Source organism: Rhizobium gallicum bv. gallicum R602sp (genome assembly GCF_000816845.1).
Lineage (GTDB): Bacteria > Pseudomonadota > Alphaproteobacteria > Rhizobiales > Rhizobiaceae > Rhizobium > Rhizobium gallicum.
In genome coordinates this window covers 2455973-2467630 of sequence record NZ_CP006877.1, presented here as the reverse complement: position 1 = coordinate 2467630, position 11658 = coordinate 2455973, and the positions used below count along the sequence as shown (strand labels likewise).

Below are 11658 nucleotides of genomic sequence, written 5' to 3'. Positions count from 1 at the left end.
GGCCGGCGTGGCGATGCGGCCATAAAGAGAAGGAACAGGTACCATGACTATCAAGCTGCAAAAGCCGGATATCACTGAGCTGAAGCCGCGTATCACCGTGTTCGGTGTCGGTGGCGGCGGCGGCAATGCTGTCAACAACATGATTTCTGCCGGGCTCCAGGGCGTCGACTTCGTCGTTGCCAATACGGATGCCCAGGCGCTGACCATGACGAAGGCCGAACGCATCATCCAGCTCGGCGCCAACGTCACCGAGGGTCTCGGTGCCGGTTCGCAGCCGGAAGTCGGTCGCGCAGCCGCCGAAGAGTGCATCGATGAGATCATCGATCACCTCAACGGCACGCATATGTGCTTCGTCACCGCCGGCATGGGCGGCGGCACAGGTACGGGCGCTGCCCCGGTCGTCGCGCAGGCCGCCCGCAACAAGGGCATCTTGACCGTCGGGGTCGTCACCAAGCCGTTCCACTTCGAAGGCGGCCGCCGCATGCGTCTTGCCGAATCCGGCATCGAGGAACTGCAGAAGTCGGTCGATACGCTGATCGTCATTCCGAACCAGAACCTCTTCCGTATCGCAAACGACAAGACGACCTTCGCCGATGCTTTCGCCATGGCCGACCAGGTTCTCTATTCGGGCGTTGCCTGCATCACCGATCTGATGGTGAAGGAGGGGCTCATCAACCTCGATTTCGCCGACGTCCGCTCGGTCATGCGCGAAATGGGCCGCGCGATGATGGGCACCGGCGAAGCATCCGGCCAGGGCCGCGCGATGCAGGCTGCCGAAGCTGCAATCGCCAACCCGCTGCTCGATGAAACCTCGATGAAGGGTGCTCAGGGCCTCCTGATCTCCATCACTGGCGGCCGCGACCTGACGCTCTTCGAAGTCGACGAGGCTGCCACCCGCATTCGCGAAGAAGTCGATCCGGATGCCAACATCATCCTCGGCGCGACCTTCGACGAATCGCTCGAAGGCATCATCCGCGTCTCTGTCGTTGCGACCGGTATCGACCGTGCGATGAACGAAGCTGCTGCCAAGAACTTCCAGCCTGCCGCCAAGCCGACTATCCGTCCTTCCGCGGCCGTTGCTCCGGCACCGGCCGCAGTTCAGCCTGCGCCAGTCATGCAGGCACCGAAGCCGGCCGATCCGATCGCGCACACCATCCGCATGGCGGAAGCCGAGATGGAACGCGAGCTCGAAATCCCGGCTCCGCGGCCTGCAGCTCCGGTTCAGCAGCCTGTTGCCCAGGACGCGTTCCGTCCGCAGAGCCGCATCTTCGCAGCCGCTCAAGAAGCTCCGGCCGCTCGTCCGGCTCCGGTGCAGCCCGCCCCGGCACCCGTTATGAGCCAGTCGGCGCCGCAGCCGGTCATGCAGCAGCAGCCGGTCATGCAGCAGCAGCCGGTTCGCCAGGAACCTGCCATGCAGCAGCCGGTCCGCATGCCGAAGGTCGAGGACTTCCCGCCGGTCGTTCAGGCCGAGATCGATCACCGCGCCCAGCCAGCTGCCGCACAGGCGCATGAGGAGCGCGGCCCGATGGGCCTGCTGAAGCGAATCACCAATTCGCTCGGCCGCCGCGAAGAGGAAGTCGCTCCCGAGATGACGGCAGCGCCTGCCGCCGCTTCGCAGCAGCGCCGCCCGCTTTCGCCCGAGGCGAGCCTTTATGCGCCACGCCGCGGCAATCTCGACGACCAGGGCCGCAGTGTTCCGCAGGCCCGCATGATGCAGGAAGACGACCAGCTTGAAATTCCTGCCTTCTTGCGCCGCCAGTCGAACTGAGCGGACACAGAATCGCCACGCATGCGCCCGGGATCACGGTTCCGGGCGCAGCTGTTTCAAAGCGTCATATAAGTTGATGATTCCTAAATCATTTCAAGCGGATGGTTTCGTAACAAAGCGAAACGAACAGTGATTTGGATTGGAGCCCGGCCGCACGTATGTATGACGTCATGAGACCGTGCCTTGCCGCCTTCATGGCGACAATTCGGCGGTGGGCAAAACAGGTTGGCGGTTGGTTTTTCGGTGCTTTTTGGCGCTACGGACAGCAAATGCAATAAAGGCAGAATTTTATGGTTATTGGCATGCTTGGCTTCCAGACGACGGTTTCGCGCCCGGTGACGCTTTCGGGCACCGGCGTCCATTCTGGCGCGGAAGTCACCATTACTTTCAATCCGGCTGAAGTCGATACCGGCGTGGTTTTCCATCGCATGCATGACGACGGCAGCGTCACCGAGCTGCGTGCCGTCTCCGCTCAGGTCGGCAGCACCGATCTCTGCACCGTCCTTGGCTTTTCCCCGGCGCATTCGGTTGCGACGATCGAACATGTCATGGCAGCGCTCTACGCGCTCGGCCTCGATAACGTCGTGATCGAGGTTTATGGCGCCGAAATGCCGATCATGGACGGCAGTTCAGCACCCTTTATCGAGGCGATCGAGCAGATTGGTCTCGTTTCGCTCGGCGTGAAGCGCCGCTATATCCGCATCACCAAACCGGTTCGCATCGAGCATGGCGGCTCCTGGAGCGAGTTCCGTCCGTATGACGGCACGCGCTTCGAAGTCGAGATCGATTTCGAATGCCCGCTGATCGGTCATCAGAAATGGGAAGGAAATCTGACGTCAGCGACCTTCAAGTCCGAATTGTCGCGCGCGCGCACCTTCGGCTTCATGCGTGACGTGGAGCGTCTCTGGGCCTCCGGCCATGCGCTCGGTTCGTCGCTTGAGAATTCGGTCGTTATCTCCGACGACAATACGGTCATCAACGTCGAAGGCCTGCGCTACGCAAAGGATGAGTTCGTGCGTCACAAGGCGCTCGATGCCGTCGGCGACCTGGCGCTTGCCGGCGCTCCCTTCATCGGCTGCTACCGCTCCTATCGCGGTGGTCACAAGATGAATGCCAATGCTTTGAAGGCGCTGCTCAGCGACACGACTGCCTATGAAGTTGTCGAGACTTCTGCTGCGCGCCCGCGCGTTACACCTCGCGACTTTGTCGCCGTTAACGCTCCCGGATTCGCCCCCTGGTCGGCATGACCTCCACACCTAATTTCAGGCCAGGGCCGCCTCCTTCGGGAGGCGGTTTTTTTATGTACTTCAGCAAGCCGATAACCGTTCTGCAGCATATGCTTAGGAGCAACAGGTCCGATTAAAGTCAAAAACAGGGATATTCTGGCGCTTGCTGCCACAAAAATGCGTTAATGGCTCATCATTGCGTTGCTCTCGCCACACATTTGTGGCTAGAAACGCCGGCGAGGTGTGGCTGCCGCAGGCTGGGGTAGCGGCAGTTGGGATTCTTCTATGGATTATGCAAGGTCTGAAAGTATGATGAAGACAGCGCGCGCTTTGCTCGCATCGCTCGTGATTTTGAGTGCAGGCGCCTTGATTTCCGGTTGCCAGTCGGACCCTGATATCGACATCACGAAACTCGGCCTTAACAACGATCCGCCGGACGTCCTCTACAATCAGGCGCTTGCCAACATGAAGGCCGGCAACATGGCCGAAGCCGCGCGCAAGTTCGACGCGATCGACCGCGAAAACCCGTTCTCCGAATGGGCGCGCAAGGCTCTCGTGATGAGCACCTTCGTGAAGTACCGCCAAGGCAAGATCGACGACGCCCTCGCATCGGGTAACCGCTATATGGCGCAATATCCAAAGTCTGAAGATGCGGCATATGTTCAGTATCTGATCGGCCTCAGCTATTCGAAGCAGATTTCCGACGTGACGCAGGATCAGCGGGCTTCCTCCAAGACCATCGAAGCCATGCAGGCCGTCATCGACAACTATCCGGACTCCGAATATGTCGACGACGCGCAGGCCAAGATCCGCTACGCTCGCGACCAGCTCGCCGGCAAGGAAATGCAGGTCGGCCGTTATTATCTCGAGCGCAAGGAATATCTTGCAGCCGTCTCCCGCTTCCGTATCGTGGTTGAGAAGTATCCGAACACGAATCAGATCGAGGAAGCGCTGGCGCGTCTCGTCGAGGCCTATTACGCGATGGGAATCGTCGAAGAAGCCCAGACGGCAGCTGCCGTTCTCGGTCACAACTATCCGGATAGCCAGTGGTATGCCGATTCCTTCAAGCTGCTGCAGTCGGGCGGTGCGGAGCCCCGGGAGAACAAAGGCTCCTGGATTTCCGCAGCCGGCAGGAAGCTGCTGCTCGGCTCGTGAGGCCTGACACGCAATGCTGATCCAGCTTTCGATCCGCGATATCGTTCTGATCGAGCGGCTGGATCTTGCCTTCGAAACCGGGCTCTCTGTTCTGACCGGCGAAACCGGTGCCGGCAAATCCATTCTCCTCGACAGTCTTTCGCTGGCGCTTGGCGGGCGTGGCGACGGCGGCCTCGTGCGACACGGCGAGGACAAAGGGCAGGTGACGGCGGTCTTCGACGTGCCGATGGATCACGGTGTCCGCCAGCTTCTGCGCGAGAACGGGATTGATGACGAGGGCGACCTCATCTTCCGGCGCCAGCAATCGGCCGATGGCCGGACCAAGGCCTATGTCAACGATCAGCCGGTCAGCGTGCAGCTGATGCGCCAGGCCGGGCAGATGCTCGTCGAAATCCACGGCCAGCACGATGACCGTGCGCTTGTCGATACGCATGCGCATCGGCTTCTGCTCGATGCGTTCGCGGGCATCAACGAGGATGCTGCGGCGGTCTCCGAGCTTTACCGCATCTGGCGCGACGCGGAGCGAACGCTGAAAAAGCATCGCGAGAAGGTGGAGAACGCGGCCCGCGAAGCCGACTATCTCCGGTCCTCCGTCGACGAGTTGGAAAAGCTCTCGCCGCAGGACGGCGAGGAGGAGGAGCTTGCCGACCGCCGCCAGAAGATGATGAAAGCGCAACGCATTGCAGGCGACATCGCCGAGGCCTCCGAGTTTTTGAACGGCAATGCCTCTCCGGTGCCGCATATCGCCTCGCTGGTGCGCCGCCTGGAGCGCAAGAGCCACGAGGCGCCTGGACTGCTGGAAGACACGGTGGCGCTGCTCGATGCGGCTCTGGACCAGCTTTCCAACGCGCAGATGGAAGTGGAGGCAGCACTCCGAAAGACGGAATACGATCCGAAGGAATTGGAGCGTGTCGAGGAGCGACTCTTTGCCCTGCGCGCCGCGTCCCGCAAGTATTCCGTGCCTGTTACCGAGCTTCCGGCGCTTGCCGTGCGGATGATCGCCGACCTTGCCGATCTCGATGCCGGCGAGGAGAAGCTGGTGAAGCTCGAAGCCGAGGTGGGTATTGCCAAGGCGAATTGCGATGCCGCGGCCCGCTCGCTTTCGGACAAGCGTCACCACGCAGGCGAAGCGCTCGCCGCCGCCGTCATGGCGGAACTGCCGGCGCTCAAGCTGGAGCGTGCGCGCTTCATGGTCGAGGTGACGACCGATGCGGCAGCCGCAACGGCCGAGGGCATCGATGTCGTCGAGTTTCACGTTCAGACGAACCCAGGGACGCGTCCGGGCTCGATCATGAAGGTGGCATCGGGCGGCGAGCTTTCGCGCTTCCTGCTTGCGCTGAAAGTGGCGCTTGCCGATCGCGGTTCGACGCCGACGCTCGTCTTTGACGAAATCGACACCGGTGTCGGTGGTGCCGTTGCCGATGCGATCGGCCAGCGACTGAAGCGGCTCTCCGACCGCGTGCAGGTTCTCTCGGTCACCCATGCCCCGCAGGTCGCCGCGCGTGCAGCGACGCACCTGCTTATCTCCAAGGGACCGGTTTCCGACGGCTCTGAAAAGATTGCCACGCGCGTCGCAACGATGGTGCACAAGGACCGAACGGAAGAAATCGCCCGCATGCTTGCTGGAGCCTCCGTGACCGAAGAGGCGAGGGCGGCTGCGGCTCGGCTGTTGGCGGGAAATGGCTAGGCATTAGGTCATGCCGTGGGATCGTCTTCACCCAATCTCTCCCCGTTTTGACGGGAGAGGGACGTGCTAAACTCAAGCGCACGTTCTGCTGAAACGGCGCGGGCATTTACCTTCTCCCCGTCAGAACGGGGAAAAGGTGCCGATAGGCGGAAGACGGGCCGCCTCATCCACCTCTCTTTCAATCCATAATTTTTGCTCTAAAACGATTCCAGATTCTCTGGAGTGATCCCGTATGCCGACCGAGTCCGTTGCAGTTGAAGACCTGACGATCGATGATGCCGCCACCGAGCTCGCGCGGCTGGCAAAAGAGGTCGCCCATCACGACGCGCTCTATCATGGCAAGGATCAGCCGGAGATTTCGGACGCCGATTACGATGCGCTGAAACGGCGCAACGATGCGATCGAGGCGCGGTTTCCGGAGCTGATCCGCCAAGACAGCCCGTCGCGCCGCGTCGGCGCTGCACCTTCGGTGACCTTTGCGCCGGTCGTCCATGCGCGCCCGATGCTGTCGCTCGACAATACGTTTTCCCAAGAGGACGTGCAGGATTTTGTGGCGGGCGTCTATCGCTTCCTCGGGCGCCTGCCGAACCAGTCGATCGCCTTTACCGCCGAACCGAAGATCGATGGGCTCTCCATGTCGATCCGTTACGAGAACGGCAGGCTGGTGACGGCTGCAACGCGCGGCGACGGCACGACGGGCGAGAATGTCACGGCGAATATCCGCACCATCAAGGAGATTCCGAACGAACTGCCGAAGGGGGTGCCGGCCGTCGTGGAAGTGCGCGGTGAAGTCTACATGGCAAAGAGCGACTTCATGGCGCTCAACAAGCAGATGGAGGCCGAGGGAAAGCAGACCTACGTCAACCCGCGCAACACGGCAGCCGGATCGCTGCGCCAGCTCGACGCGAAGGTGACGGCAAGCCGCAAGCTGAAATTTTTCGCCTACGCCTGGGGCGAAATGTCCGACATGCCGGCCGACGCGCAATTCGACATGGTACAGCTCTTCAGGGACTGGGGCTTTCCGGTCAATCCGCTGATGAAGCGGCTGAATTCCGTAGCCGACATCCTCGCCCATTACGACGAGATCGGCCTGAAGCGCCCCGACCTCGACTACGATATCGACGGCGTCGTCTATAAGGTCGACAGCCTTGAACTGCAGCAGCGCCTTGGCTTCCGCTCGCGCAGCCCGCGCTGGGCGACGGCGCATAAATTCCCGGCGGAACAGGCTTTCACCACCGTTGAGAAAATCGAGATTCAGGTGGGGCGTACCGGTGCGTTGACGCCCGTTGCGCGGCTTACGCCCGTCACCGTCGGCGGTGTGGTAGTGACAAACGCGACGCTTCACAACGAGGATTACATCAAGGGTCTCGGAAACTCCGGTGAGCCCATTCGCGACGAAGAGCACGATATCCGGGTCGGTGATACCGTAATCGTGCAGCGGGCTGGCGACGTCATCCCGCAAGTGCTCGATGTCGTCATGGAAAAGCGGCCGGCGGACGCGGTACCCTACGAGTTTCCGAAGCGCTGCCCGGTCTGCGGTTCGCATGCGGTGCGCGAAAGAAACGAGAAAACCGGAAAGCTCGATTCGGTCACGCGCTGCACCGGCGGCTTCGTGTGCCGGGCGCAGGCAACCGAGCATCTCAAGCATTTTGTCTCGCGCAATGCCTTCGATATCGAGGGCCTGGGATCGAAGCAGATCGACTTCTTCTTCGAGAGCGACGAGGAGGCACTGAGGATCCGCACGGCGCCGGATATCTTCACGCTGGAGCGGCGCCAGCAGAATTCGTTGACGAAGCTCGAAAATATCGAAGGCTTCGGCAAGGTCAGCGTCGGCAAGCTTTATGCGGCGATCAACGAACGGCGCAGCATCGCACTTCACCGCTTCATCTACGCGCTGGGCATTCGCCATGTCGGCGAGACGACGGCGAAGCTGCTGGCGCGCTCCTATGGCACCTACGAGGCTTTTGCCGCGGCGATGAAGGAGGCCGCGCCACTCTCCGGCGATGCCTGGAACGACCTGAACGCCATCGAAGGCATCGGTGAGATCGTCGCCCGCGCGATCGTGGAGTTTTACAAGGAGCCGCGCAATGTCGAGGTCATCTCGGCACTGCTTTCAGAAGTGACGCCGCAGGAGGCGGAGCTGCCGGTCACCTCCGGCAGCCCGGTTTCCGGCAAGACGGTGGTCTTCACCGGCTCGCTCGAGAAGTTCACCCGCGACGAGGCCAAAGCCAAAGCCGAGAGCCTTGGCGCAAAGGTCGCCGGATCGGTCTCCAAGAAGACCGATATCGTCGTTGCCGGACCCGGTGCGGGCTCGAAGCTCGACAAGGCGCGCGAGCTGGGCGTCCAGACCATGGATGAGGACGAGTGGCTTGCGCTGATCCGTGGATGAGCTCGCTTGAGGAACGGCATTCTCAGGCGAAGGTTGCCTTTAGGCGTTCGGTATTCAATCGTCAGCAGCTCGAACCGGACGAGACCGTTAGAAATCAAAAAGACATTCGGCATCAACGTCGATCTCGTTGGCTATCACAGGGTGATCTTCGACATCGGCGGCAAAATACCGGGTGATCGTCGGGACGCATGCTGAATGTGACAGGATCGATCCGCAGATTTGTAACGGCCATCGGGCCGATTGGAAATGATGCTGATCTCGCTTGGGCGATTGGCGAAAACACACCGTATTTCGGTGCGCCTCAGGCAACCGGCTGCGCGGAGGCGGATCGAGCCGATGTGCTTTCCGATCTCATCGAAGCCTATGAAAGCCGACTGTCCTTATACCTTCATGGACATGCCGACCGCACGCAGGCTGACCTCGGCGATGTTCTTGGATCCCGTGCCCGGGCCTTCGAGATTCTCCACCGCATGCGCGCGCTTACGGTGGAAATGATCGTTAAGCTCAACGAGGCATGGGCCATTCCAGCCGGTTGCCTCGGAAAGCCTTACAAGCTGGCCGTGGCTTAGAGCGGCTTGAGGCGCACCCGCGCCATCGCATAAGCGTCGACATACCCCCCGGCACGGAAGGCAAAGGCTTTGAGCAGGCCTTCCTCTTCGAAGCCGAATCTTCTGTAGAGGGCGATCGCGGCCCCGTTGTCGGTGTAGACCGATAGTTCCAGTCGTTTTATGTTTAGCCAGTTGTCGGCCATGTCGATGAGTTCGGCGAGCAATGCGCTGCCGATGCCCTTGCCGGTGAAATCGTCGTGGACCCCCATGCCGATGCTGGCTGCATGGCTGCGCCGCCCCAGATAGCGCATCATGCCTGCGTCACCGACGATCCGGTCGTCCAATTCCGCAACGAGGTTGACCTGGCCAGGGCCGGCGTTTTCGAAGCGTTTGCGGGTTTCGTCGACGGTTTGATAGGGCAGGCGCAGGGTGCCGAAGCGGAAGCCTGGCAGGTTGATGAGCGCCGTCACTGCCTCGATATCGGAGGCGCGCAACGCCCGAATCGTCAAGCCTGCCATTGTGGGCGGACGTGCGGTTGGATTGTTTTCTAACGCTTTCAAAATGCTCTCCTTGAATTTGAAAGAGGAGAGCAGAACTTCAAAAACCCTGCTCACCTCGGCAGGGCTTTCGGAACTGATCGGACGGCTAACGTGCCAATGCCGCCCCGCACCCTGCATGGGTCGTGGTCATATGGATGGCCGTGGGAATGATGATCGATCTGATCATTAGCAAAAAGTCGTTGATCCTTTCGCGAAAGTCAACCTGCGGCATTTGCCTGGCTGAAGCCGCGCGATAATCCTTTCGTTAACGGCAGAATCGCGGAGCAGCCTTGAAGACCATCGCCATCGATTTCGAAACGGCCAATGAGCAGCGCGGCAGCGCCTGTTCGGTCGGTCTTGCCTGGATCAATGAGGGCAGGGTCACTCGTGTCGAGGAACGGCTGATCCGGCCGAAGGATATGCGTTTTTCCGGGATGAATATCGCAATCCACGGCATCCGGCCCGAGCATGTGGAAAATGCGCCGGAATTTCCGGAAGTCATGGAGGAGTTCCACGATGATTTCCGGGGCGCGACGATGATCGCGCACAATGCCGCCTTCGATTTCAGTGTCTGGCGCGCTTCGCTCGACCTTTATCGCCAGTCCTATCCGGAACTCAGTTATCTCTGCAGCCTCAAGATGGCGCAGCGTATCTGGCCGCAGTTCCTCTCGCACAGATTGAACGTGATCGCCGAGCATCTAGGTCTGCGCTTTTCCCACCACAATGCCGCGGAGGATGCTGCCGTCTGCGCCCATGCGGCGATCGAGATGGCAAGGGCCGTCAAGGCCGCTGCGGTGCATGCCATTCCCGCTGCAATCGGCATGACACCCGGCAGGCTCACCGCAAACGGCTACGAGCCCTGCACCTGCCGCAAGGCATAGCCAGCTTGCTTGTTTTGGCGGTGGCCGTACTTATCTAGTGAAGCGGATCATTCACGGAGCCGCCATGTCCACTTTGCGCAAGCTTGTTCTTTCTGCCGCTTCGGTTGCCGCGCTTGGCGCAGGTGTCGCGTCTGCCGAGGTCGTCGGCAAGGTCGGCGTCGACTGGATCGGCAACGATATCATCGTCGATGCCATCGCCGATCCGGAGGTGAAGGGCGTGACCTGCCACGTCACCTATTTCGACCGCAGCGTGATCGACCGGGTGAAAAACGGCAACTGGTTCGAGGATCCCTCGAACAATTCGATCGCCTGCCGCCAGACGGGACCGATCGAAATCGGTGACATTAATCTCTCGAGAGATGGCGACGAGGTGTTCAAGGCGGGCATGTCGCTCATCTGGAAGAAGCTGGTCGTTAACCGCATCTACGACAAGACCAACGACACTCTGATCTATCTCGCACATTCGCGCGAGCTGACAGATGGCTCGGCGAAGATGTCGATCTCGACGATCCCGCTCTATGGCCAGAACGTAACCTGGAAGAATGGCAAGCCGCAATAATGAAAGGCCCGGTTTTCGCCGGGGGCCCTGGTTTTGAGCGGAAGGCTGTTTAAGCAGCCTGTGACAGTTCGTCGGCGATGACAGTGTCGAGGTTCAGGAAGCAGACCATGGTCTTTTCCAGCGCCACGATGCCGCGGCAGAAGGCGCGCTGGGCTTCCGGGATGATTTCCGGCGGCGGCTGCAGGTCTTCGCTCTTGATGGTCATCATGTCGGAAACCTGCTCGACAAGGAGGCCGACGAGCTTGCCGGCGATGTCGGTGACGATGATGGCGGAGCGCTCCGACGGCTCCGTCATCTTCATGCCGAGACGACAGGCCATGTCGATGACCGGGATCACTGCACCGCGAAGGTTGATGAGGCCGAGCACGTAGGGCGGCGTATGCGGCATTGGCGTCACCGGCGCCCATCCGCGGATTTCGCGGATCGCCATGATGTCGATGCAGAACTCCTGTTCGGCGAGATGAAAGGAAACGATTTCGAGATGGGAACCGGCCTGTGAGATGATGGCGCTTGTCATGATCAGAATTCTTCCCAGTTGTCTCCGGCCGGAGCGGCCACGGCTTTGGCGGCGGCGCCGCCACTGAATGCGCCCGCGACTTTGCCAATCAGGCTCCGTGCGGGAGAAGGTTTCGGATGCGAGGCGGCGGTTGCTTCTCGCGGCGCGTGACGGGCATTCATGCCCTCGCCGGTCTTGAAATGCCTACCCAGCGGATCGGATTTCGGCGTCCGTTGCTGGTGGCAGTGTTGATGTCGTTCAGTCCAATGGATTTTTCGCTCGCAGAGGTTACGATTGATTTAACGTGCACCGCCAATGCGCAAACATCTGCCCAAAGCGGCGGTGAGACAATTAATCACGGGCAGGAAAACGGGATGTTGAATTGCGTGCGTGGCGCCGAAGAGCTATCA

At 60.7% G+C, this 11658-nt stretch carries 10 protein-coding genes and 1 pseudogene; 8 read left to right on the top strand and 3 right to left on the bottom strand.

Annotated elements, in window-relative coordinates:
* Positions 1-43 precede the first annotated feature (43 nt).
* The 6 genes from ftsZ to RGR602_RS12270 all read left to right on the top strand — a co-directional run bounded on the left by ftsZ (position 44) and on the right by RGR602_RS12270 (position 8794).
* Complete coding sequence (gene ftsZ / locus RGR602_RS12295) at positions 44-1768, top strand: cell division protein FtsZ (RefSeq protein ID WP_039845341.1); 1725 nt, start codon at positions 44-46, stop codon at positions 1766-1768.
* 290 nt (positions 1769-2058) lie between these two features.
* Positions 2059-3015 carry a UDP-3-O-acyl-N-acetylglucosamine deacetylase gene (gene lpxC, locus RGR602_RS12290; protein WP_039845340.1) on the top strand — a complete coding sequence of 319 codons (957 nt, stop codon included), beginning with the start codon at positions 2059-2061 and terminating at the stop codon, positions 3013-3015.
* 264 nt (positions 3016-3279) lie between these two features.
* On the top strand, positions 3280-4149 hold the full coding sequence (locus RGR602_RS12285; protein ID WP_203226162.1) for an outer membrane protein assembly factor BamD: 870 nt from the start codon (positions 3280-3282) through the stop codon (positions 4147-4149).
* 13 nt (positions 4150-4162) lie between these two features.
* A complete protein-coding gene (recN, locus tag RGR602_RS12280; RefSeq protein WP_039845338.1) occupies positions 4163-5836 on the top strand; it encodes a DNA repair protein RecN in 1674 nt (557 codons plus the stop codon).
* A 232-nt stretch (positions 5837-6068) separates the two neighbouring features.
* Complete coding sequence (gene ligA / locus RGR602_RS12275) at positions 6069-8225, top strand: NAD-dependent DNA ligase LigA (protein WP_039845337.1); 2157 nt, start codon at positions 6069-6071, stop codon at positions 8223-8225.
* Positions 8226-8413: 188 nt separating this feature from the next.
* Positions 8414-8794, top strand: coding sequence for a helix-turn-helix domain-containing protein (locus tag RGR602_RS12270; RefSeq protein ID WP_052451549.1), 381 nt, complete (start codon positions 8414-8416; stop codon positions 8792-8794).
* Here the strand turns inward: RGR602_RS12270 and RGR602_RS12265 are convergent.
* Positions 8791-9291: a GNAT family N-acetyltransferase gene (locus tag RGR602_RS12265; RefSeq protein WP_039846832.1), complete on the bottom strand. Its 501-nt coding sequence runs from the start codon at positions 9289-9291 to the stop codon at positions 8791-8793. The genes RGR602_RS12270 and RGR602_RS12265 overlap by 4 nt on opposite strands.
* A gap of 311 nt (positions 9292-9602) precedes the next feature.
* On the opposite strand from RGR602_RS12265, the gene RGR602_RS12260 reads away from it, so the two are divergent.
* Entirely contained in the window at positions 9603-10193 is a 591-nt protein-coding gene (locus RGR602_RS12260; protein WP_039845336.1) for a 3'-5' exonuclease, read from the top strand.
* A 64-nt stretch (positions 10194-10257) separates the two neighbouring features.
* Positions 10258-10752 (top strand): CreA family protein, encoded by a 495-nt coding sequence (locus RGR602_RS12255; RefSeq protein ID WP_039845335.1) that lies wholly within the window; start codon positions 10258-10260, stop codon positions 10750-10752.
* A gap of 49 nt (positions 10753-10801) precedes the next feature.
* On the opposite strand, the gene RGR602_RS12250 is transcribed toward RGR602_RS12255, so the two are convergent.
* On the bottom strand, positions 10802-11269 hold the full coding sequence (locus RGR602_RS12250) for a chemotaxis protein CheW (protein WP_039845334.1): 468 nt from the start codon (positions 11267-11269) through the stop codon (positions 10802-10804).
* A 2-nt stretch (positions 11270-11271) separates the two neighbouring features.
* Positions 11272-11576: pseudogene (locus RGR602_RS38290) on the bottom strand (methyl-accepting chemotaxis protein); the annotation flags it as partial.
* Positions 11577-11658 lie beyond the last annotated feature (82 nt).